Below are 23,598 nucleotides of genomic sequence, written 5' to 3'. Positions count from 1 at the left end.
TGTAATTACTCAGCGTCCGGGGTAAAGGGAGTCAACACAGCATCGTCGCTGTGGTCGTTAAGCAGGATCTGGACCCGCTGCTCGGCCTGCTGCAGTTTTTGTTGACCCTGACGTGCCAGCTGTACGCCGCGCTCAAACTCATTGAGCGCATCCTCCAGCGGCAACTCACCAGACTCCAGCCGCGTCACGATACTCTCAAGTTCACTCAGGGAGTTTTCAAAGCTGATGCTTTGTTCTTTACTGTCTGACGGTACTGGTTTTTTCGGCATAGTTTTCTTTCTACATCAATATGTGAACCGTGGGGCCAGAGCCTATCCTAGCGGATCCTGATTAGCAAATCATGGCACGTCTGTATGGTTTTTCGCGCGGGATACCATCAGATGATGATATACTTCGCGCCCGGATAAAATTGATAAAACTGCGGGCTTGCCGAACGTTTTATCAATCTTATCGTCATTGTATACCTAATAGCTTGTAAGTTGCAGCCAACCGCCGCCGCTCGGAAGATTGAGGGTATTAAACTTTTACCCCGTAATTTCTTATCAGATAATAAAGACCGCCATGAAGTTTATCATTAAATTGTTCCCGGAAATCACCATCAAGAGCCAATCTGTGCGGTTGCGCTTCATTAAGATCCTGACGACCAATATCCGTAACGTCCTGAAGCAGTATGATGAAACTCTGGCGGTGGTCCGCCACTGGGATTTTATCGAGGTACGCGCCAAAAACGAAGAACGGCGTCCAGTGATAACGGAGGCATTAACGCGTATTCCCGGCATTCACCATATTCTGGAAGTGGAAGATCGTGCTTATACCGATGTGCATCATATCTTTGAGCAGGCGCTGGAAACCTATCGTGAACAGTTGGAAGGCAAGACATTCTGTGTGCGAGTTAAGCGGCGTGGCAAGCATGATTTCAGTTCACAGGATGTAGAACGTTATGTCGGTGGGGGCCTGAACCAACATATCCAAAGTGCACGCGTTAAGCTTTCGCACCCACAGGTAACGGTGAATCTGGAGATTGAAGACGACAAATTGCTGCTGGTCAAATCCCGCCGTGAAGGTATTGGTGGCTATCCGATCGGCACGCAGGAAGATGTGTTGTCATTGATTTCTGGCGGTTTTGATTCCGGGGTTTCCAGCTATATGCTGATGCGGCGCGGTTGCCGTGTACACTATTGCTTCTTCAATCTGGGGGGCGCAGCGCATGAAATCGGTGTGAAGCAGGTGGCGTACTATCTGTGGAACCGCTTTGGCAGCTCCCATAAAGTGCGTTTTGTCGCCATCGACTTCGAGCCTGTTGTGGGTGAGATCCTGGAGAAAGTGGATGATGGCCAAATGGGCGTGGTGCTAAAACGTATGATGGTTCGTGCCGCTTCTCAGGTTGCCGAGCGCTATGGTGTGCAGGCTCTGGTGACCGGTGAAGCGCTGGGGCAGGTTTCCAGCCAGACGTTGACTAACCTGCGCCTGATCGACAACGCTTCCGATACCTTGATTCTGCGCCCGCTGATTTCGCATGATAAAGAACATATCATTGATGTTGCACGTGAAATCGGCACGGAAGACTTTGCCAAGACCATGCCGGAGTATTGCGGTGTGATCTCGAAAAATCCAACGGTTAAAGCGGTAAAAAGCAAGATTGAAGAAGAAGAAAACAATTTTGACTTCGAGATCTTGGAGCGTGTGGTACGCGAAGCGCGTAACGTTGATATCCGTACTATTGCTGAAGAGACGCAGCAGCAGATCGTTGAAGTAGAAACCGTTGCCGAGTTTAGCGCTGATGAGGTGATTCTAGATATCCGCTCTATAGACGAACAAGAAGAGAAGCCGTTACAACTGGTACAGGTAGACGTTAAACCTTTGCCGTTCTACAAGTTGAGTAGTCAGTTTGGCGATCTTGATCAAAGCAAAACCTATCTGCTGTATTGTGACCGTGGAGTGATGAGCCGCCTGCAAGCGCTATATTTACATGAGCAAGGTTACACCAACGTTAAAGTGTATCGCCCGTAACCGTCTCTAAAAATAGCAACACCGTGTTTTAACGGTATTGAGGTTGATGACAAAGTCGCCTTCTGACCCGAGATACCCGGGCCTAGCGCACCGAGGGGCGCTCCGACGGTTTACGTCGTTACGACCCCATCGGCACGCTCTCCCTAATAACGGGGTTTGTCAGCAGTCTGAATACCGTATTTTAACGGTATTGCTATTTAGTCATTCATCCTTAATCGCGGAAATCGTACATACCGGGAATGAGTACCAATTGTGCTGCTATCTCTGCGGCTTTGGCTTTTCCCAGAAGTAAATCGATTAGCTTTAAGGCGAACTCCATGGATGTACCTGGCCCTTGGCTGGTTAACAGATTGACGCGTGGATCGAAAACCACGCGCCTTTCCATCCACTGCTCCTGTGGGATCTGCTCCTTCAAACCGGGGAAACCGGTCATATTGCCCACAGGGAACAGGTTGTGATGCTGTAATACCAGTGCCGGGGCAGCGCAGATGGCGGCTACAATTTTGCTCTGCAGATGCATTTGACGCACTTTCTCTACCAATAACGGACTATCACGGAAGCACTCCGCACCTTTTAAGCCCCCTGGCAATACGATCGCGTCAAAGGCTTCGTCCACGATCGCGACGAGTGGTGCATCGGCCAGCAATTTCACACCGCGCGAGCAGACAATAGTCAACCCGCCATCTCCGGCAACGCTGGCAGTCGTCACTTTTACACCTGCACGAACCAGCAAATCGATGACAGTAACGGCCTCGGTTTCTTCACTACCAGGTGCCAGGCAAACCAGTGCCGAAACGCTCATACTCATTTTCCTTTTGTTTAACCATTTCAAATAGATGGGTGTTCTCTGTCAAGGTCAAGCCATGGCTTCGCCCGCGGCGGAGCAAATACCCGGTAATGTAGTCGATTTCGGTATGCCGCTGAGCACGAATGTCCTGCAGCATAGAGGATATGTTGTCTGCTGTGCTCTGGATAACTTGCATGACATAGAATATCAGGCCTTCGCATGAGGTATGGTAACCCTCCATCTCCATCACGCTGATAACTTCACGGCAGATGCGTTCTATCTGTTCTGGGTAACGTTGTAGATCACCATTGCGGCAGTTATACATGACAGTCAATGGATTGATAGCACAGCTTACTGCCAGTTTACGCCAATTGGTTGCCGCAATGTGGTTATGCCAAGCTACATCAGGCAATGCCTGATGTAGTATTTCTGCCAAGTGGCTGAGGTGTGTAGCCTGCGGTGTTGTAGGGCCAATATGAGTGATCCCGTTGGCGACATGAACAATAGCGTTACCTTCATGGCGTGCAGCATGGGTAGTGGTACCATGCAGTATCGGTTGATTGTGCGGTGGCAATTCATTCTGAGCACCCATGCCATTGTGCAGCAGTAAAATAGCGCATCGAGGGTTTAGTTTGGGGAGCAATGGGGTCACTGCGCCAGAAATCTGCCAGGCTTTCAGTGTTACCAGTAATAGTTCACTCTGCAACAGGTGCTCAGGATCGTTAGTTGGCAAATTACGGTTGAACGTGGTGCCGTCGGGCTCAATCACGTTCACCGCACAAAACGGCTGTGGTACCCGTAACCATCCCTGTACATCGTGGCCCTGTTGATAGAGCCTTGAGAGCCAAAGTTGTCCGAGCGCACCGCAACCAAGAATTGTTATTTTCATTCAATCTCCTTGGTGTCCGGGAATACCGCTGATTAATCTTGCTGATTATAGGCTTTTCTGGGGCTGAACGTCTTGTTTAGCTGTGTGATCAGAATTTTGCCTGAGGCTACAAAGCAGGTATTATGCACCGCATCTAAATTATTGCGCCACAGCAGGCAGGCGCCTATTCAGGAGGAAGAAGTATGCCATCTTTCGACATCGTTTCCGAAATCGATATGCAGGAAGTTCGCAATGCCGTTGAGAATGCCACTCGCGATCTCAGTACCCGCTGGGACTTCCGCAATGTGCCAGCCAGCTTTGAGCTGAATGAGAAAAATGAGAGCATTAAAGTGGCTAGCGAGTCTGACTTCCAAGTGCAACAACTGCTGGATATTTTGCGTGAAAAATTGAGTAAACGCAGTATTGATGGCGGAGCACTGGAGATCCCTGAAGAGATGACTCACAGCGGTAAAACTTACAGTGTTGAAGCGAAACTGAAGCAAGGTATTGAAACCACATTGGCGAAGAAAATCGTTAAGCTGATCAAAGACAGTAAGCTGAAAGTGCAGGCACAAATTCAAGGAGATGAAGTACGTGTTACAGGCAAGTCACGCGATGACCTACAGGGCGTGATGGCACTGGTACGCGGTGCCGATCTCGGGCAGCCTTTCCAGTTCAAGAATTTCCGCGATTAAGATGCGTATAAGGGCCGGTTTATCGGCCCTTTCCTTTAAAGCTAAAGCGATTCTACCAGTGCTTCCAACTGACCACGGTTAGTCTGTCGGGTATCGACTTTCACGTAGGCGCTGCGCTCCTCAGGTACCACCACCGCTTCCGCTACGCCTGGCTGCGCCATCAGGCGGGTTTGCAATGCGGAATCCTGCACTGCCAGTTCAGACAGCGTAATACGCAGGCTGCTGACATAAGGCGGTTCTTTCATTGTGCTACTGATCATAAACCAGATTGCTGCAATGATGGCACCGGCAATAAATACCAGCCCCGCACCCTGCAGACCATATAGCCAACCACCAAGGCTGCCGCCGATAGCGACACCAATAAATTGGCTGGTAGAGTAAACCCCCATTGCTGTCCCTTTATAACCTGCTGGAGACTCTTTGCTGATCAGTGAAGGCAGAATGGCTTCCATCACGTTAAATGCCATAAAGAACAACTGCACGCCCGCAATGATGCCCCATAGATGCATGCCGGAGAACCATAGCAGTACTTCTGCACAAAACAGCACAGCTACGCAGCCCATAAAGACCTGTTTCATGCGACGGTATTTTTCTGCGTAGATGATAAAGGGCACGACGGCAGCGAAGGAAACCAGCATGGTTACCAGATAGACCTTCCAATGCGCACTCGCCGCCAGCCCGGCTTTCTCCATTGCCAGAGGCAGCGCGATAAAGCTCGACATCAGCAAAATATGCAGGCACATGATGCCGAAATTGAGTTTGAGCAGACGAGAATTGCTAAGTACCTTGCTGAAACTGCCGCGTACGATGCTCGATTCGCGGTTTAAAACGTGATCGCTCGCGGAAGGAACCACGGTCACTGTGATCACGATCCCCGCCAGAGCTAACACGGCAATCATCCAGAACAGCGCATGCAAGCCGAAAGCATGGGTGACTATCGGGCCAACGACCATGGCAATGGCAAAGGTGATGCCGAAACTGACGCCAATAAATGCCATCGCTTTGGTGCGATTTTGCTCACGGGTTAAATCTGACAGCAATGCCATAACTGCCGCTGCAATAGCCCCGGAACCTTGTAACGCTCGGCCAAGGATGATCCCCCAGATGGAACTGCTGACAGCCGCTACCACGCTGCCCAGGGCAAAAACCAGCAGCCCGCCAACGATCAGCGGTTTGCGGCCAATACGATCGGAAACCAACCCAAATGGTATTTGGAAGACCGCCTGTGCCAGGCCATAGATGCCAATGGCTATACCAATCAGTGCTTCGCTGGCACCGTTCAGTGCCATGCCATAAGTGGTTAGAACCGGCAGCACCATAAACATGCCAAGCATGCGTAGTGAAAAAACGGTTCCTAGGCCCCAGGTTGCACGACGTTCCTGGGGCGTCATTACATTGTCGTTCATTGTGACCTCAGTATACCCGGCGTCTTTCAAGCAGTGGCGTTAATAATTGAAGAAGTTTGGCATTAGCCTGACAACGCAACGGTTTAGTCCCCAGACAGCTTGGCTGAACAGCGTGAACCTGAAGGAATAATGCCTACAAATCTGCGCTATTCTAGTGTGTGGGGCAGGGGGGGTAAATCGAATGTTGTTTAGCAGATATTTCATCAACAGCGGGAGAAATAAAATGGGCCGCTGAGCGGCCCATTCACACAGAAATTCACTTACCAGGCATAGGTTAACAAGGTTTCTGGCGTTGCACTTGCACTAAAGTCGATAGACATCATCACACTCAATGAAGTAATAGCAACGATTGAGAACACAAAGAGTTTTCTTGCCCAAACGCTGTCATTTTCGGTTTTGTAACCGCGCAACGCCATACCCAACCACCATACGCTGACTGCCGCCGCGACGATCAGGTATTTGTAACCGGCATACCCGCCAAGAGTCAGCATCAGAGTGGCAATCATAAACGCCAGAATGTACAGAGTGATGTGGTTCTTGGCTACAGAGATCCCTTTCACCACCGGCAATACCGGGATATTGGCTGCCTGGTAATCTTTAAAGCGGAAGATGGCAATCGCATAGGAATGCGGCATCTGCCACAGGCTGAAGATTGCCAGCAGGATCAATGCACCAGCGTCAAACTCATTGGTCACCGCGCAATAACCAATCACTGGTGGCGCGGCTCCTGATAAGCTGCCGATTAACGTGCCGTATACCGAATGGCGTTTCATGTACAGGCTATAGACTCCGACATAAACCACAAAGCCCATTACCGCCAGCCACATGGCCAGCGGGTTGGCTGCCATATACAGCAGAACAAAACCAGCAATACCCAGAATGGTAGCGTAAACCAGGCTGGCACTCGGCGCGATCAGGCCTCTCACCAGCACCCGGTTCTTCGTTCTCTCCATTTTCTTGTCGATGTCACGGTCAATGTAGTTGTTAAATACACAGCCCGATGCGACCACCAACGAGACGCCCAACAGGGTGGCGAGAAACAGGGGATAGTCAATGCTCCCTTTGGAAGCAAGCAGGAACCCCCCAACGACAGAAATTAAATTGCCGAAAATAATTCCTGGTTTAGTTACTTGCAGGTATTGCTTAATCATCACGTCCAGCTCGGCTCTTAATCGACCATCATATTGATGTTGAGGTTGTACATAATCCACAGTGAACCCACAACAACGATACCGATGATCAAAGCAGTGAACAGCAATGCCACCAGGTTCCAGCGTTCTTCCGATGAAGTGTTCATGTGCAGGAAGTAGATCAGATGAACGATCACCTGGATCACTGCCATACCGACCACTACCGCCAGGATGGTAGAATGAGAGGCTGAGCCACTCATCACCATCGCAAATGGAATTACCGTCAGGATGATCGACAGAATAAAGCCGATCAAGTATGACTTCACGCTGCCATGGCTTGCGCCGCCGTGAGAGGTTTCATGGGATGAATGGCTCATTACATAACCCCCAGCAGGTAGACAACGGTAAATACACAGATCCAGATCACGTCCAGGAAGTGCCAGAACAGACTCAGACACATCAGACGGGTTTTATTGGTTGGATTCAGGCCACGCTTGCTTACCTGAATCATCATGACAATGATCCACACCAGACCAGTGGTCACGTGCAGACCGTGGGTGCCGACCAGCGCAAAGAAGCTGGAAAGGAACGCACTACGGTCCGGGCCGAAACCTTCTGCAATGAGGTGATGGAATTCATAGATCTCCATCGCTACGAAGCCGAGACCGAACAGGAAGGTGAGGAACAGCCAGCTATTAACGCTGCCAACCTTGCCCTTGTTCATGCCGATCATCGCCATACCGTAGGTAATGGAGCTGAATAGCAGCAAGAAAGTTTCGACCAGAACAAATTTCAGGTCGAAGATATCTTTCCCTGAAGGACCGCCAGCAGTCCCATTTACCAGTACTGCATAAGTTGCGAACAAGCTCGCAAACAAAATACAGTCGCTCATTAGGTAGATCCAGAATCCGAAGACCTTGGTATCACCTGCGTCGTGGTGCCCATGCTCTGCATGGGCTGCGTTATGCTTAGTCAGGATATCAGTTGACATGTTTCACGCCTGCTTTGCTGATTTGTTCATAGCGTTGGTTTTCAATGCGCTCGATCTCTTCTACCGGCACATAGTAATCAACATCTTCATCGAAGCTCTTGATGATCCAGGCAACGATCATGCCTACGAAGCCGACAATCGCCATCCACCAGATTTCCCAGATCATCGCGAAACCGAATACCAAGCTGAAGCCAGCAATAATCACACCGGCACCGGTATTCTTCGGCATATGGATCGGCTCGTATTTCGCTGGTTTCTTATAGGCTTCACCTTTTTCTTTCATGTCCCAGAATGCATCACGATCGTGAATTTCTGGCACTACAGCGAAGTTATAGAACGGTGGTGGAGAAGAAGTTGACCACTCCAACGTACGTGCGCCCCAAGGATCGCCGGTCAGATCACGGTTCTGCTCACGGTCGCGAACACTGACGATAATCTGAATGACCTGGCACAGAACACCGCAGGCAATCAGCGCAGCACCACAGGCAGCCACTAATAGCATCGGATGGAACTCAGGGTTGATATTCTGACTCAAACGACGAGTCATACCCATAAAGCCCAGCACATACAGAGGCATGAACGCGACGAAGAAGCCGATGATCCAGAACCAGAAGGCGCGGATACCCCAAGTTTCATTCAGACGGAAACCAAAAGCTTTCGGGAACCAGTAGGTCAGACCCGCGAAGCAACCGAAGACAACACCGCCGATAATAACGTTATGGAAGTGTGCAATCAGGAACAGGCTGTTGTGCAACACAAAGTTTGCACCAGGGACCGCCAGAAGCACCCCGGTCATACCACCGATTGAGAAGGTGATAATGAAGCCAATCGTCCACAGCATCGCTGAGTTGAACTGGATACGCCCCTGATACATGGTGAACAGCCAGTTGAAGATTTTCACCCCGGTAGGGATGGAAATAATCATCGTCGCAATCCCGAAGAAGGCGTTGACGTTCGCGCCGCTTCCCATGGTAAAGAAGTGGTGCAGCCAAACGATAAACGACAGCAGGGTAATGGCGATAGTTGCCCACACCAGCGAGGTATAACCGAACAGACGCTTCCTTGAGAAGGTTGCGGTCACTTCGGAGAACACACCAAACACTGGCAGAACCAGGATATACACCTCTGGGTGGCCCCAGGCCCAAATCAGGTTGATGTACATCATCATGTTGCCACCCATATCATTGGTAAAGAAATGGGTACCCAGGTAGCGATCCAGGGTCAGCAACGCGATAGTGACGGTCAGAATAGGGAAGGAAACGATGATCAGCACGTTGGTACACAGTGCTGCCCAAGTGAACACAGGCATTTTCATCATCGGCATGCCAGGGGCACGCATTTTCATTATAGTGGCGAAGAAGTTCACGCCAGTCAGCAGTGTACCCAGGCCTGAAATCTGCAGACTCCAGATCCAATAGTCTACCCCGACCCCCGGGTTGTATTCTTTACCGGAAAGCGGTGGATAGGCCAGCCAGCCTGTTTGCGCGAACTCACCGACAGCCAGGGAAAGGTTGATCAGCACCACCCCAACTACGAAGAACCAGAAGCTCAGTGAGTTCAGGAACGGGAAGGCAACGTCACGGGCACCAATCTGCAGCGGAACCACCAGGTTCATCAGGCCAACTACCAACGGCATCGCCATGAAGAAGATCATGATAACGCCATGAGCGGTAAAGATCTGATCATAGTGGTGTGGCGGCAGGAACCCTGCTTCACCAGCTGAGGCCAATGCCTGCTGACCACGCATCATGATTGCGTCGGCAAAACCACGTATTAACATCACCATCGCGACGATGATGTACATGATACCAATTTTCTTATGGTCGACAGACGTCAGCCATTCGCTCCACAGCCACTTCCACTTGCCTAAATAGGTAATCAGCGCCAGCAGCGCAAGGCCACCAACGATAATTGCAGCAACGGTGACCATGACGATCGGTTCATGGAACGGAACCGCATCAAGTGTTAATTTTCCGAACATCAGATTATTCCTCGGCTCCGGCGTTAGTATGTTCACCCATGTCCATACCATGGCTCATGTCCATGCCTTCATGCGCGGAAGCTTCTGCGCCTTTGTGCGTGTGCATGTCACCCATGAATTTGGCGATGGTCTCTTTGAACAAATTCGGTTTGACACTGGAGAAGTACTCAACCGGGTTATTTTCACTCGGCTCGGCCAGTTTGTTAAAATCGCTGATAGTGTTGAGGGTATTCTGTGACTCTTTCACTTTGGCAACCCACTGATCGAAGTCGCCTTCGGTTGGGGTGACAATCGCAGTGAATTTCATGCCAGAGAACCCTTGGCCACTGTAGCTGCTGGAAATACCTTTGTATTCACCGGCTTCGTTACCGATCAGGTGCAGTTTGGTCTGCATCCCGGCCATTGCATAAATCTGCCCACCCAACTGAGGAATAAAGAACGAGTTCATTACCGAGTTAGAGGTGACTTTGAATTCGACAGGAACATCTTTTGGAAACGCCAACTCATTAACCGTTGCAATACCTTGCTCTGGATAGATGAACAACCATTTCCAATCTAACGACATCACTTCGATGGTCATTGGCTTTTTGTCAGTGACAATCGGCTTGAATGGATCCAGCGCGTGGGTCGTTTTCCAGGTAATGGTACCCAGGATGGCGATGATTATGATTGGAATGGTCCAGACAACAGCTTCAATTTTGTTGGAGTGTGACCAGTTTGGTGTGTACTTGGCATCTTTGTTGGAGGCGCGATACTTCCAGGCAAAGGTGAACGCCATGACAATGACTGGAACCACTACGATCAACATCAAGCCGATCGCTGTGAGGATCAGTGTACGTTGTTCAACACCTATTGCGCCTTTGGGATTCATCAAAACCATATTACAGCCGCTGAGTATTACAGTGGCTGCAATTAGAGATAGCATCCCAAAAATTTTATTGTATTTCTTAAGTCTCATCTAACGACCTCAATTACAAAGGCTCTATTGTCGTTTCATGTGTACAAGCATTTTACGGGAAGGTTGCAGTACTGTAAACATACTTAGAGGAGTGTCAGCGCCTTGTAGACACTTTCTGTTAAGGGTGTCACACATGTTACGCCATGTGGCAATTTATTAATAGCAACAACGTGTTGGCAGGCTGAATCGTGCCGAGCATGCGCCATATCAAGGAAAACCAACAGTATGCAAGATGATTAAGAGACAAGGTACGATTATAAAACCGAAAGAAAGGTTTAATTAATGTAAAATATTTGTTTAATTAAAGTGAATTTAATTTTATTTCCGAGTGAAACGCTCAGGTAAAAAATAACTTTAGTAAGAATATTCTTTTTTCAACGTAATAAATTCGTTTTTATGATGATTTTTATCAGCCCGCAATTCTTGCTGGCTGATAAAAATCAGACTAACTGTGTGCGCCGAAGTGCCAGATAGTCGAGCAGACTACCCATGATAATACCTATCAGGCTCAGGATGGCTCCTGTTTGCAGTAGCTGAATGGCAAGATTTGGCCATTCGGTCCAACCTAGTGCGTTGGTAATCAATAGCAACAACCATATAGCGAGCAGTGAACAGCCTAAGGTCAGCAGGCGTACAGCCCATTGGTAAGCTCGGCGGAATTCAGTTCGCGGCATAAAGCTATCGGTCCGTTGAGTATACTCCAGCGTTTGGCGGCAAATGGCCAACAGCAGCAAACCGGGCAGGGCAGCAATAATCGAGAACAGATAGAACAGCGGCCAGCCATGTGCCCCGACAAACCAACCGGCAATTGGCCCGACATAAACGCGCCCTACGGCAGAGAGTGCCGAGAGTAATGCAAACTGGGTAGCAGAAAAAGATTTGTTGCACAGAGTCATCAGCAGGGCAACAAACGCCGCCGTGCCCATGCCACCGCAGAGGTTTTCCAGAAAGATTGCGCTGCCCATGGTGATAATACTTTTATCGGTAACCGCCAGGAGCCAATAGCCAATGTTGGAAACGGCCTGCAGAATACCGAATAGCATCAATGCCCGGAACAGACTCAGGCGTTGCATCAGTACTCCGCCAAGCAAGGCACCGACAATAGTAGCAAACAGCCCAAGCGTTTTATTGACCAGGCCGACCTCTCCGGCATCAAACCCGACGCCCCTGATCAGAAAGGTGGTACTCAGGCTACCGGCAAACGCATCCCCCAACTTGTACATCACAATCAGCAGCAAGAGCAGCCAGGCATTGTTGCGCGCAAAAAAATCACGCAGTGGAGCGATTACCGCTTGCTCCATGGTGCGTGGTGCTGGAATGCTGTTGTCCGGTTCTGGTGCCATCAATGTGGCAACTATACCGATCAGCATCAGCCCGGCCATCAACCAGTAGGTAGCCTGCCAGCCAAAAAAGCGATCTGCCAACCATAGCGCCAAGCCACCCGAAACCAGCATCGCCAGCCGGTAACCCAGTACCGAAACCGCCGCACCGGCACCACGCTCTTCCGCCGCCAGCAGATCGGTCTTATAGGCGTCAAAAACAATATCCTGTGAAGCAGAACAGAATGCGACTAACACTGCCAGTGCAGCAAGCCACCACAAATGCTGGGTAGGGTTCATAAACCCCATGGCGACAATGGCGAACACCAGTAATATTTGACTAATTAACAACCAGCCGCGCCGCCGCCCGAGGAATGATGGCGTATAGCGATCCATAAACGGTGACCAGAGGAACTTGAACACATAGGCCTGACCAACCAGCGAAAAGATACCAATGGTTTTCAGATCGATGTTCTCAACGGTCATCCAGGCTTGCAGCGTGCCAGAGGTCAGCGCTAACGGTAATCCTGATGCAAAACCCAGAACTAGAAGGATGACAGAATTACGCTGAGTAAAGATATTCAGATACTGTTTTGACATGAGATCCTTGTCTGCGCTGCCCGCTAACCGAGCAGCACAAGGTCTTTGAACCGTAATATTTCGAGTTGCACGCGCAGTAGCATTCATCGGCCCGCTAGTGGTATGGCAATGATTGCTATCTTGCCGCAGCTCGAATTATTCAGAGTAATAACTGATTAACGCGCGTTTTGTTTGATAAACTCGCTGACGCTGGTGTCTTGCGCCATGTCGGCAATCACGTCGCCTAATACGGTATTGACCGCATTGGTGATTTTGTCGTTAGTCGCAGTAAAGGCGCCTTGGACGTTGTAGGTTGAACGGTAGTTTTTCACCTGCTTGCTGCCATTTTTCGCTTGCGCAATAATCGAAATATCTGCTTTGGTGGTGATGTTGTAACGCAGGTTGCCTTCGGATACATCGGCAAACAGGTTGTTGACTACGATCTGTAAATCAACCGCGCCAGATGGCCCAATCATATAGCCACGCGCTCCCATTTGTTTCTCCAGCACTTCCTGTAGCAAGAAACGTAGGTCACGTGAAGGCGTAAGCGTAATCAACTGGCCATCACGGTTCACTTTCGCCAGTGCTTGGTCTGGGCGTTGGTCCGCGCCATTAATGCTGATAGTGATACCTTGCAGGGTCGGATCCTGCTGTGGCAGTACGATTTTCGGGGTAACGTTCAGCGTATTGGTGCTGGTAGCACAGCCAGCAAGCATCAATGCAGCCAGCAGTGGGAAAAATAATTTTTTAAACATATTACTGTCTCATTAATCGTGGTTTCATACCCTTCCTCTTTCAAGTCACGGCACACTGGCTGTGGCTGGAAATATACTGGGTACAGCTAATGGGTGCTTGGTAAACAAAGCAGTAGAGCCAACAACAAATTGCCAACATCATAGCATTGCCGCCAACAGGAGGAAGCGTTGAACGTTGCCAAAGAGCAAATTTTTACTCGGCAAGAATAAAAACTGGCTATTTCAGCCTGCTTGCATCTTGAAATTACTTGGGTGTGGCTATGTTCTCGGGCGGGTAAAACCGACTAATATTGAGCAGAATGGGCATGGTAATCTGCCGGTGCTGTAAGGAGGTTTTATGGTGGGTAAGCAAATAGAAGCAAAATTGCGGGCCGCGTTTGAACCCGTGTTTCTGGAAGTCGTTAATGAAAGCTATCGTCATAATGTTCCAAAGGGTTCAGAAAGCCATTTCAAAGTGGTGCTTGTCAGCGAGCGCTTTGTCGGTGAACGGTTTCTGACCCGCCATAGGTCAATCTATGCCGTGTTGGCGCAAGAGTTGGCAGACGGTGTACATGCGCTGGCGTTGCATACTTACACCAGCAAAGAGTGGGAGGATTTGCAGGACAAGGTACCTGCTTCCCCACCTTGTCACGGCGCCGGAACAGAGGCTTGAAACCTAAAATTTACGGTATCAGTGGAACTTTAACCATAAATTAAGGTATTACTACTGACGAATTTTGCAACGGCCTACGGGCCGTTGCTGTTTTTGACGACGACAAAGCTGATATGCAATGCAGTGCTGATGGCCTTGCGACAAAGGCATCGGGATGGGAAACCGGCAAAGTGTGAGTTTTAACGCGCCAGCAACGCCTTACCATCCTCGACTAGCTCCGCTTGCATCGCTATAATGTCGCGTCTTATTTTTCCGGAATGGTTTCGGGACGCTCTCGACATCAGGGAACTCGGTTTTTAATTTAGCCGTCCTGGTTCTTGGAACGGAGTTGACCGAGCACTGTGATTTTTTTGAGGTAACAAGATGCAAGTTTCAGTAGAAACCACTCAAGGCCTTGGGCGCCGTCTCTCAATTACTGTACCCGCTGATGTTATCAATCAGGCAGTAAAGAAAGAGCTGATCAAAGCAGCTAAAAGCGTGCGTATCGACGGTTTCCGTAAAGGCAAAGTGCCGATGAACATCGTTGAACAGCGTTATGGCGCTTCTGTCCGTCAGGACGTGCTGGGCGATCTGATGCAGCGCAACTTTGTTGACGCCATCATCAAAGAAAAAATTAACCCGGCCGGGGCACCAAACTATATACCGGGTGAGTATAAAGAAGGCGCTGATTTCGTTTTCTCCGTTGAATTCGAAGTTTATCCAGAAGTTGAGCTGAAAGGTCTGGAAAGCATCGAGGTTGAAAAACCGGTTGTTGAAGTTAACGACGCTGATGTTGATACCATGCTGGAAACTCTGCGCAAGCAGCAGGCAACCTGGAAAGAAATTGATACTGCAGTGACTGCGGAAGATCGCGTGACCGTAGACTTCAGCGGCTCTATCGATGGTGAAGAGTTCGAAGGTGGTAAAGCGTCTGATTTCGTCCTGGCTATGGGCCAAGGCCGTATGATCCCAGGCTTTGAAGAAGGTCTGGTTGGTCACAAGGCTGGCGAAGAGTTCACAATTGACGTCAACTTCCCTGATGATTACCACGCGGAAAACCTGAAAGGGAAAGCGGCCAAATTCGCTATCGTGCTGAAGAAAGTTGAACAGCGTGAATTGCCAGAGCTGACTGAAGAGTTCATCAAGCGTTTTGGTGTTGCTGATGGTTCTACCGAAGGCCTGCGTGCTGAAGTGCGTAAAAACATGGAGCGCGAGCTGAAAGGTGCCGTACGTAATCGTATCAAGTCTCAGGCAATCGACGGCCTGGTAAGCGCTAACGAAATCGACGTACCTGCCGCTCTGATCGAAGGCGAAATCGATGTTCTGCGTCGTCAGGCTGCGCAGCGTTTTGGCGGCAACGAGAAACAAGCGATGGAATTGCCTCGCGAGCTGTTCGAAGAACAAGCTAAACGTCGCGTTGTTGTTGGCCTGCTGTTGGGCGAAGTGATCAGCCAGAACGAGCTGAAAGCTGATGAAGACCGCGTTAAAGCACTGATCGAAGAAATGGCTTCTGCTTATGAAGATCCGAGTGAAGTTATTGAGTTCTACAGCAAAAACAAAGAGCTGATGAACAACATGCGCAACGTTGCTCTGGAAGAACAAGCGGTTGAAGCACTGCTGGCTAAAGCGAAAGTTACTGAGAAAGCGACAACGTTTAGCGAGTTGATGAATCAGGCGCAACCTGCGTAACAGTTGGCAAGATGCAGGGAACACAGCCTTTTGTTAAGTGCAGTACGAGCCGTTAACGCTTTGTTCTGCAACATCAGGTGGTTCCTTAAAAAGCCCGTAGCCTCGGTTACGGGCTTTTCTTTTGCCACGTAACTGATTAATCACAGGTTAACTGTGGCAATATGAACTATATTAATTTTGTCACGAGCAAACGGTGGCTGTGTAATATGAGCTGTTGTGGTCTTGCCATAATAAGGAAACAGGGGAAATTGTTCTCTGGGCTTGAAATTCCGCCAGTGGCCCCCAAATTCAACAACAGTCAGGGCTTTTACCCAGCAAGCAGAATGATAACGCCGTCAAATCAGTGTGTAGCCTGTCGGTAGCTTGAACGTAGTCATGATGGTCGTTCTCAAGTAGAATCGACGGACAATGGCGCCAAGGCAATTTCTATTAGGAGACGGTAATGTCATACAGTGGCGAAAGAGAACAATTTGCACCTAACATGGCACTGGTGCCAATGGTGGTAGAGCAGACTTCGCGCGGGGAGCGTTCTTACGATATTTATTCCCGCCTGCTGAAAGAGCGTATTATCTTCCTGACTGGTCAGGTTGAAGACCATATGGCTAATCTGATTGTGGCGCAGATGTTGTTCCTTGAAGCAGAAAGCCCAGAAAAAGACATTTTCCTTTATATCAACTCTCCGGGTGGGGTGATCACTGCGGGCATGTCCATTTATGACACCATGCAGTTTATTAAACCTGATGTTAGCACCATCTGTATGGGCCAGGCATGTTCAATGGGGTCGTTCCTACTGACTGCGGGGACCAAAGGCAAGCGTTTCTGCCTGCCGAACTCACGTGTGATGATTCACCAGCCACTGGGTGGTTACCAGGGGCAAGCCACGGATATTGAAATCCATGCGCGCGAAATTCTGAAAGTGAAAGCGCGTATGAATGAGCTGATGGCACAGCATACTGGTCAATCGTTGGAACAGATCGAACGGGATACCGAACGCGATCGCTTTATGACAGCGGAAGAATCGGTAGAGTACGGTCTGGTTGATAGCATTCTGACACACCGCAGTTAGAAACACGCGGCAGGCGAGCCGATAGGCTATAGTATTCAGAGCATGCGAAGCGTGCCTTTGACTACATTATCGACGTTCCCGGTAAAAAGTTGGGCGCACTGCCGCCGTGATCTCCTGCGGGACAAAGACAAAAGAAGAGGTTTGACTTATGACAGATAGACGCAAAGACGGTTCAGGAAAGCTGCTGTACTGCTCTTTCTGCGGCAAGAGCCAGCATGAAGTGCGTAAGCTGATTGCCGGTCCGTCAGTGTATATCTGCGATGAATGTGTTGACCTGTGTAACGACATTATTCGCGAAGAGATTAAAGAAGTTGCCCCGCATCGCGAGCGCAGCTCATTGCCGACACCGCATGAAATACGCCGCCATCTTGACGACTATGTTATCGGTCAGGAGCAGGCGAAAAAAGTACTGGCTGTGGCGGTCTATAACCACTACAAACGCTTGCGCAACGGCGATACCAGCAATGGCATCGAATTGGGCAAAAGCAACATTCTGCTGATTGGCCCGACCGGTAGCGGCAAAACGCTACTGGCAGAAACGTTGGCGCGTTTACTGGATGTGCCCTTCACCATGGCCGATGCAACCACGCTGACTGAAGCTGGTTATGTGGGTGAGGACGTGGAAAATATCATCCAGAAACTGTTGCAGAAATGCGACTACGACGTGCAAAAAGCCCAGCGTGGTATCGTTTATATCGATGAAATCGACAAGATTTCACGCAAGTCTGACAACCCGTCCATAACCCGAGACGTATCAGGTGAAGGCGTGCAGCAAGCGTTGCTGAAGCTGATTGAAGGCACTATTGCGGCTGTTCCACCACAGGGCGGGCGTAAACATCCCCAGCAGGAATTTCTGCAGGTTGATACTTCGAAGATCCTGTTCATCTGTGGCGGTGCATTTGCTGGCCTGGATAAAGTGATCGGTCAGCGGGTAAATACCGGTTCAGGGATTGGGTTCGGTGCAACGGTGAAAGGGGAATCTGAAAAGGCGACTGAAGGTGAGTTGCTGCTGCAGGCTGAGCCGGAGGATTTGATCAAATTTGGCTTGATCCCGGAGTTTATCGGCCGTCTGCCAGTGGTGGCTACACTCAGCGAACTGAGTGAAGAAGCACTGATTCAGATCCTTAAAGAGCCGAAAAATGCGTTGACCAAGCAGTATCAGGCCTTGTTCAATCTGGAAGGTGTGGAGTTGGAGTTCCGTGAGGAGGCTCTGAACGCCATTGCCAAGAAAGCCATGGCGCGTAAAACAGGTGCTCGTGGCTTACGTTCCATCGTTGAGGGCGCACTGCTGGATACGATGTACGATCTGCCATCGTTGGAGAGCGTGGATAAAGTGGTGGTTGATGAATCGGTTATTGCGGGTCAATCCAAGCCGCTGCTGATTTATGGAAAACCGGAAGCCCAAGCATCTGGCGAATAATTAGCCACTGAAACCAGCGTGTTAATCTTAAATTGGGGGATTTTGTCCCCCATTTCTTTTTCTATACATTCTTGCCGTTGAATGTAAGAGAATCATCCCCATATACTCATAATCAAGATTTTGTGAAACGTTTGATGCTTGCGTCTCATGAGATTCCCCCTAAACCCGGCGGAAATTAAACTAAGAGAGAGCTCTATGAACCCTGAGCGTTCCGAACGCATTGAAATCCCCGTTCTGCCATTGCGCGACGTGGTGGTTTATCCGCACATGGTGATCCCGTTGTTTGTTGGCCGGGAAAAATCGATTCGGTGCCTCGAAGCCGCAATGGATCACGATAAAAAGATCATGCTGGTGGCACAGAAAGAGGCCTCGACGGATGAACCTGGCATTAACGATTTATTCTCTGTAGGTACTGTCGCGTCTATTTTGCAGATGCTGAAACTGCCCGACGGCACGGTTAAAGTGCTGGTTGAGGGCTTGCAGCGTGCGCGTATTACCACGCTTTCTGACAGTGGTGAACACTTTGCGGCACAGGCCGAATATCTTGAGTCACCTGCTATTGATGAGCGTGAGCAAGAAGTGCTGGTACGCACCGCCATTAATCAGTTTGAAGGTTACATCAAGCTGAACAAAAAGATCCCACCGGAGGTGCTGACGTCATTAAACAGCATTGATGATGCTGCGCGCCTTGCAGATACGATCGCCGCACATATGCCGCTGAAGATCGGCGACAAGCAATCCGTACTGGAGATGTTCGATATTACCGAACGTCTGGAGTACCTGATGGCCATGATGGAGTCGGAAATCGACCTGTTGCAGGTTGAAAAACGTATCCGTAACCGCGTCAAGAAACAGATGGAAAAGAGCCAGCGCGAGTACTATCTGAATGAGCAGATGAAGGCCATTCAGAAAGAACTGGGCGAGATGGATGATACCCCAGATGAACACGAGGCTCTGAAGCGCAAGATTGAAGCGGCAAAAATGCCGACTGAAGCCCGTGAGAAAACCGAAGCGGAACTGCAAAAGTTGAAAATGATGTCACCGATGTCTGCGGAAGCAACCGTAGTACGTGGTTATATCGATTGGATGCTACAGGTGCCGTGGAATGCGCGTAGCAAGGTGAAGAAAGATCTGGTCAAGGCTCAGGAAGTGCTCGATACCGATCACTATGGCTTGGAGCGAGTTAAAGACCGCATTCTTGAGTATCTTGCCGTTCAGAGCCGTGTCAGCAAAATCAAGGGCCCGATCCTTTGTCTGGTAGGGCCTCCAGGTGTGGGTAAAACCTCGCTTGGCCAATCTATCGCACGTGCAACGGGCCGCCAGTATGTTCGCATGGCGCTTGGTGGCGTGCGTGACGAGGCGGAGATCCGCGGTCACCGCAGAACCTATATCGGTTCCATGCCGGGTAAGCTGATCCAGAAAATGGCTAAAGTGGGGGTGAAAAACCCGCTGTTCCTGCTTGATGAAATCGACAAGATGTCATCCGATATGCGTGGCGATCCGGCTTCTGCTTTGTTGGAAGTGCTGGATCCTGAACAGAACGTGGCGTTTAACGATCACTATCTGGAGGTGGATTACGACCTGTCAGACGTGATGTTCGTGGCAACCTCTAACTCAATGAACATTCCGGCGCCACTGCTTGACCGTATGGAAGTGATCCGTCTTTCCGGTTATACCGAAGATGAAAAACTGAATATTGCCAAACAGCATCTGTTGCCGAAACAGCTTGAGCGTAATGCGCTGAAGAAAGGCGAACTGACGGTCGACGATAGTGCCATTACCGGCATAATCCGCTATTACACCCGCGAAGCCGGGGTGCGTAGTCTGGAGCGTGAAATCTCTAAACTGTGCCGGAAAGCGGTGAAGTCGCTGCTGATGGATAAAAAGCTCAAGCACATTGAGATCAATGGCGAAAACCTGAAGGATTACCTGGGTGTTCAACGCGTCGATTACGGTCGTGCAGATACGGAAAACCGCGTGGGCCAGGTTACCGGTCTGGCGTGGACGGAGGTGGGTGGCGATCTGCTAACGATTGAAACCGCTTGTGTTCCGGGTAAAGGCAAACTGACTTATACCGGCTCGCTGGGGGAAGTCATGCAGGAATCCATCCAGGCTGCATTAACCGTGGTGCGTGCGCGCGCGGAGAAATTGGGTATCAATGCCGATTTCTATGAAAAGCGCGATATTCACGTTCACGTGCCGGAGGGTGCAACGCCGAAAGATGGTCCGAGTGCCGGTATTGCCATGTGTACAGCTCTGGTTTCATGCCTTACTGGCAACCCGGTTCGTGCAGATGTTGCCATGACGGGTGAAATCACGCTGCGTGGTCAGGTATTACCGATAGGGGGCTTGAAAGAGAAGCTGCTGGCTGCACATCGTGGAGGGATTAAAACCGTGCTGATCCCTTACGAGAACAAACGCGATCTGGAAGAGATCCCAGATAACGTGATTGCTGATCTGGTGATCCATCCGGTACAGAAAATAGATGAAGTTTTGAACATCGCGTTGCAAAACCCGGCCTTCGGGGCGATGCCGGTCACTGTAAAATAGTGACCTATAGCATAAACCATCGATAAAACTTACGCTGGCAAGCCATTTCGGACTTGCCAGCGTTTTTTTGTGCCGCTAAGTTAGAACCCTGTCGGGTTACGTTTAGCCGCCGTTTGGTGGCTTGCCAAGGCACGATGGGATTGATATAACAGCTGCGCTGTCGTAACCGTAGGTTTTTTTCGGTGCGACGTTTGAATTCTAGAGGGGATGATAGAGTGAACAAGTCACAACTGATCGACAAAATTGCCGCGGGTGCTGATATTTCCAAAGCTGCAGCAGGGCGTGCTTTAGATGCAATCATTGCATCTGTTACCGAGTCCTTGAAAGAAGGGGATGATGTAGCTCTGGTTGGTTTCGGTTCTTTCACCGTGCGCGAACGTTCAGCTCGTACCGGTCGTAACCCGCAAACGGGTAAAGAGATCAAAATCGAAGCAGCCAAAGTTCCGGCATTCCGTGCAGGTAAAGCGCTGAAAGACGCTGTAAACTGATTCTTGCGTCTATATTCAAGTTTCTTCAAGTTGCAGGTAGAAGGCAACTAAACGCAGCCAACACTGCTGTAACTCGAAGGGTGATGGATATAATCAGTTAGCGTCAAAGGTTTTGGTGTAAACAATCACCTGACGCAGCGGTATTGGTAAGGTAAGATATGAGGCGCATCGTGTTGATGCGCTTTTTTATTTTTGTCGCAGGGAACGCGCCTGCACAAGGGTTTTTAATCCATATCACAGCGGAGTGTTGTCACACTATGATGGACAATTTACGCGCGGCTGCTAACCACGTCGTGCTAAAAATCATCCTGGCCCTGATTATCTTGTCATTCATCTTGACTGGGGTGGGTAACTACCTGATAGGCGGTTCCGGCGATTATGCAGCGAAAGTAAATGGCCAGGTGATTGATCGCGCCCAGCTGGAACAGGCTTTTCAGAGTGAACGTAGCCGTATGCAACAGCAGTTGGGCGACCAGTTCTCTGCGTTGGCTGGCAACGAAGGTTACATGCAGCAGCTTCGTCAGCAAGTACTGTCGCAGATGATCGACAAGGTACTGCTGGATCAGTATGCCAAGAAATTGGGCCTGACAGTCAGTGACGAACAGGTGAAAAATGCCATTCGTAAAGAGCCTTATTTCCAGACCGACGGTCAGTTCGATAACGCCAAGTATCTCGATCTGATTAACCGCTCCGGCTTTAGCCCTGAAAATTATGCCCAGTCTATGCGTCAGCAACTGGTCAGCCAGCAGGTGGTTCAGGGGTTCGGCAGCTCTGATATTATCCCACCGAGCGAAGCGCAGGCGATGGTTGCGCTGATGTTGCAGGAGCGTGATGTTCGCTTGGCAACAATAGATTTGAAAGCTCTGCAGGCCAAGCAAACGGTCAGTGATGATGAATTGAAGGCGTACTACGAGCAGAACAAGAATAGTTTCATCGCGCCTGAAAGGGTGAAGGTGAGCTATATCCTGCTTGATGCGTCGGCAATGCAAGATAAAGAGACCGCGACTGAGGCCGAGATCGGTGCATATTACGACCAGCACCAAAGCAGCTATGGCCAGCCGGAGCGGAAAAAGTACAGCATTATCCAGCTGAAAACTGAAGCAGAAGCCAAGGCAGTGTTGGAAGAGCTGAAAAGTGGTGCTGATTTTGTCGCGCTGGCAAAGGAAAAATCTACCGATATCATCTCCAGCCGTAACGGTGGTGCAATGGATTGGATGGAACCTGATACGACGCCAGACGAAATAAAGCAGGCTAATCTGGCCGAGAAAGGTCAGTTGTCTGGCGTGGTGAAATCATCGGTTGGTTATCTGGTCGTCCGTTTAGATGATATCAAGCCTGCGCTGGTGAAGCCATTGAGCGAAGTACATGATGCTATCGCCAAGCAGGTGAAGCAGGAAAAAGCGGTTGATGCCTATTACGCGTTGCAACAGAAAGTGAGCGAGGCGGCAACCAGCGACAACGAATCTCTGGCTTCTGCAGAACAGGCAGCAGGTAGCAAGGCGGCGCAAACCGAGTGGTTTACTCGTGAAAGCGTCCCTGACGCGCTGAATTTCAAACCGGTTGTGCAATCTATCTTTGACGGTTCTCTGATCGGCGAGAATGGTGCGCCAGGCAGCAACTCTGATGTGATCACTGTAGATGGCGATCGTGCATTTGTTATTCGCGTGATGGGTCATCAGCCGGAAGGGATTGAATCTTTCGACAAAGTGAAAGACCGTGTTGTCGAGATGGTGAAACGTAATAAGGCATTGCAGGAAGCCAAACTTCAGGGCGAAAAACTGCTGGTTGAGCTGAAGCAAGGTAAGGGCGATGAGGCAATGCAGGCAGCGGGTCTGAGCTTTGGTAGCGTACAGAAAATGACACGCGCTGGAGAAGACAGCCAACTGATAGAAACCGTATTCTCACTGCCACATCCGCAAGATGGTAAAGCGGTCTACGGTATGTCTCAGGATCGTCAGGATAACGTAGTGTTGATTGCTCTTGATACAGTAAGACCAGGTACGCTACCGGAAGATGAAATGAAAGCTTTCGTTGGCAAAATGGAGCAAAATGCAGCAGGTGTGACCTTCGACTCCCTGCTGGCAACTCTGCGTAAAGAAGCCACGATCAAAATGGGTGCGGCTGAACAACAGCCTCAATAAGCACCGCATTTCTCTGCAACAAAATGTAAAACACTAAGGCCGCTTTCGCGGCCTTTTCCATATTTGTACTTTGTTAATTGCTGATTATCTGCCTCTGCGGCAAGGTGGCCTTGCTGATAAACACAAGGAGGATT

At 49.8% G+C, this 23,598-nt stretch carries 20 protein-coding genes; 9 read left to right on the top strand and 11 right to left on the bottom strand.

The window, feature by feature from the left end; translation table 11 throughout:
- Positions 1–5 precede the first annotated feature (5 nt).
- Positions 6–269, bottom strand: coding sequence for an exodeoxyribonuclease VII small subunit (xseB, locus tag SAQUA_RS18075; protein ID WP_380674701.1), 264 nt, complete (start codon positions 267–269; stop codon positions 6–8).
- Between the two features lie 292 nt (positions 270–561).
- Here xseB and thiI point away from each other — a divergent pair, with 292 nt between their 5' ends.
- Entirely contained in the window at positions 562–2,010 is a 1,449-nt protein-coding gene (gene thiI, locus SAQUA_RS18070; RefSeq protein ID WP_380674703.1) for a tRNA uracil 4-sulfurtransferase ThiI, read from the top strand.
- 211 nt (positions 2,011–2,221) lie between these two features.
- Here the strand turns inward: thiI and yajL are convergent, their stop codons facing one another.
- Together yajL and panE are read right to left on the bottom strand one after the other, a co-directional pair.
- Positions 2,222–2,812: a protein deglycase YajL gene (gene yajL, locus SAQUA_RS18065; RefSeq protein WP_380674705.1), complete on the bottom strand. Its 591-nt coding sequence runs from the start codon at positions 2,810–2,812 to the stop codon at positions 2,222–2,224.
- Positions 2,775–3,686, bottom strand: a complete 912-nt coding sequence (gene panE, locus SAQUA_RS18060) for a 2-dehydropantoate 2-reductase (RefSeq protein ID WP_380674707.1) — start codon at positions 3,684–3,686, stop codon at positions 2,775–2,777. The genes yajL and panE overlap by 38 nt, the downstream gene beginning before the upstream one ends.
- A 182-nt stretch (positions 3,687–3,868) precedes the next feature.
- On the opposite strand from panE, the gene SAQUA_RS18055 reads away from it, so the two are divergent.
- Positions 3,869–4,360, top strand: coding sequence for a YajQ family cyclic di-GMP-binding protein (locus tag SAQUA_RS18055; protein ID WP_380674709.1), 492 nt, complete (start codon positions 3,869–3,871; stop codon positions 4,358–4,360).
- A gap of 41 nt (positions 4,361–4,401) precedes the next feature.
- On the opposite strand, the gene SAQUA_RS18050 is transcribed toward SAQUA_RS18055, so the two are convergent.
- The 8 genes from SAQUA_RS18050 to SAQUA_RS18015 form a co-directional block, all read right to left on the bottom strand.
- Complete coding sequence (locus tag SAQUA_RS18050) at positions 4,402–5,766, bottom strand: MFS transporter (RefSeq protein ID WP_380674711.1); 1,365 nt, start codon at positions 5,764–5,766, stop codon at positions 4,402–4,404.
- A 260-nt stretch (positions 5,767–6,026) separates the two neighbouring features.
- On the bottom strand, positions 6,027–6,917 hold the full coding sequence (gene cyoE / locus SAQUA_RS18045) for a heme o synthase (protein ID WP_380675059.1): 891 nt from the start codon (positions 6,915–6,917) through the stop codon (positions 6,027–6,029).
- Between the two features lie 17 nt (positions 6,918–6,934).
- Entirely contained in the window at positions 6,935–7,273 is a 339-nt protein-coding gene (locus SAQUA_RS18040; protein WP_380674713.1) for a cytochrome o ubiquinol oxidase subunit IV, read from the bottom strand.
- Positions 7,273–7,887, bottom strand: coding sequence for a cytochrome o ubiquinol oxidase subunit III (locus SAQUA_RS18035; RefSeq protein WP_380674715.1), 615 nt, complete (start codon positions 7,885–7,887; stop codon positions 7,273–7,275). Before SAQUA_RS18035 ends, SAQUA_RS18040 begins: the two co-directional genes overlap by 1 nt.
- Complete coding sequence (gene cyoB / locus SAQUA_RS18030; RefSeq protein ID WP_380674717.1) at positions 7,877–9,868, bottom strand: cytochrome o ubiquinol oxidase subunit I; 1,992 nt, start codon at positions 9,866–9,868, stop codon at positions 7,877–7,879. Before cyoB ends, SAQUA_RS18035 begins: the two co-directional genes overlap by 11 nt.
- Positions 9,869–9,872: 4 nt before the next feature.
- Positions 9,873–10,826 (bottom strand): cytochrome o ubiquinol oxidase subunit II, encoded by a 954-nt coding sequence (gene cyoA, locus SAQUA_RS18025; RefSeq protein WP_380674719.1) that lies wholly within the window; start codon positions 10,824–10,826, stop codon positions 9,873–9,875.
- A 440-nt stretch (positions 10,827–11,266) separates the two neighbouring features.
- On the bottom strand, positions 11,267–12,745 hold the full coding sequence (gene ampG, locus SAQUA_RS18020; RefSeq protein ID WP_380674721.1) for a muropeptide MFS transporter AmpG: 1,479 nt from the start codon (positions 12,743–12,745) through the stop codon (positions 11,267–11,269).
- Positions 12,746–12,900: 155 nt separating this feature from the next.
- Positions 12,901–13,479: a lipoprotein gene (locus SAQUA_RS18015; RefSeq protein WP_380674724.1), complete on the bottom strand. Its 579-nt coding sequence runs from the start codon at positions 13,477–13,479 to the stop codon at positions 12,901–12,903.
- Positions 13,480–13,816: 337 nt separating this feature from the next.
- Here SAQUA_RS18015 and bolA point away from each other — a divergent pair, with 337 nt between their 5' ends.
- The 7 genes from bolA to ppiD all read left to right on the top strand — a co-directional run bounded on the left by bolA (position 13,817) and on the right by ppiD (position 23,464).
- Positions 13,817–14,131, top strand: coding sequence for a transcriptional regulator BolA (gene bolA, locus SAQUA_RS18010; RefSeq protein WP_380674726.1), 315 nt, complete (start codon positions 13,817–13,819; stop codon positions 14,129–14,131).
- 363 nt (positions 14,132–14,494) lie between these two features.
- Positions 14,495–15,799, top strand: a complete 1,305-nt coding sequence (gene tig / locus SAQUA_RS18005) for a trigger factor (protein ID WP_380674728.1) — start codon at positions 14,495–14,497, stop codon at positions 15,797–15,799.
- A 442-nt stretch (positions 15,800–16,241) separates the two neighbouring features.
- Positions 16,242–16,865, top strand: coding sequence for an ATP-dependent Clp endopeptidase proteolytic subunit ClpP (gene clpP / locus SAQUA_RS18000; RefSeq protein ID WP_380674730.1), 624 nt, complete (start codon positions 16,242–16,244; stop codon positions 16,863–16,865).
- Positions 16,866–17,013: 148 nt separating this feature from the next.
- Positions 17,014–18,285 carry an ATP-dependent protease ATP-binding subunit ClpX gene (clpX, locus tag SAQUA_RS17995; protein ID WP_380674732.1) on the top strand — a complete coding sequence of 424 codons (1,272 nt, stop codon included), beginning with the start codon at positions 17,014–17,016 and terminating at the stop codon, positions 18,283–18,285.
- Positions 18,286–18,480: 195 nt separating this feature from the next.
- Positions 18,481–20,835 carry an endopeptidase La gene (gene lon / locus SAQUA_RS17990; protein WP_380674734.1) on the top strand — a complete coding sequence of 785 codons (2,355 nt, stop codon included), beginning with the start codon at positions 18,481–18,483 and terminating at the stop codon, positions 20,833–20,835.
- A gap of 215 nt (positions 20,836–21,050) precedes the next feature.
- Entirely contained in the window at positions 21,051–21,323 is a 273-nt protein-coding gene (gene hupB / locus SAQUA_RS17985) for a nucleoid-associated protein HU-beta (protein WP_380674736.1), read from the top strand.
- A 257-nt stretch (positions 21,324–21,580) separates the two neighbouring features.
- The gene (gene ppiD / locus SAQUA_RS17980) at positions 21,581–23,464 is read left to right on the top strand and encodes a peptidylprolyl isomerase (protein ID WP_380674738.1); all 1,884 of its coding nucleotides are present in this window, start codon (positions 21,581–21,583) and stop codon (positions 23,462–23,464) included.
- The last annotated feature ends 134 nt before the right edge of the window (positions 23,465–23,598 follow it).

The sequence above is a fragment of the Serratia aquatilis genome, from assembly GCF_044865145.1.
GTDB classification, from domain to species: domain Bacteria; phylum Pseudomonadota; class Gammaproteobacteria; order Enterobacterales; family Enterobacteriaceae; genus Chania; species Chania aquatilis.
Note: the sequence above shows the minus strand (reverse complement) of the source record. Positions and strands in the feature narration are given on the sequence as shown.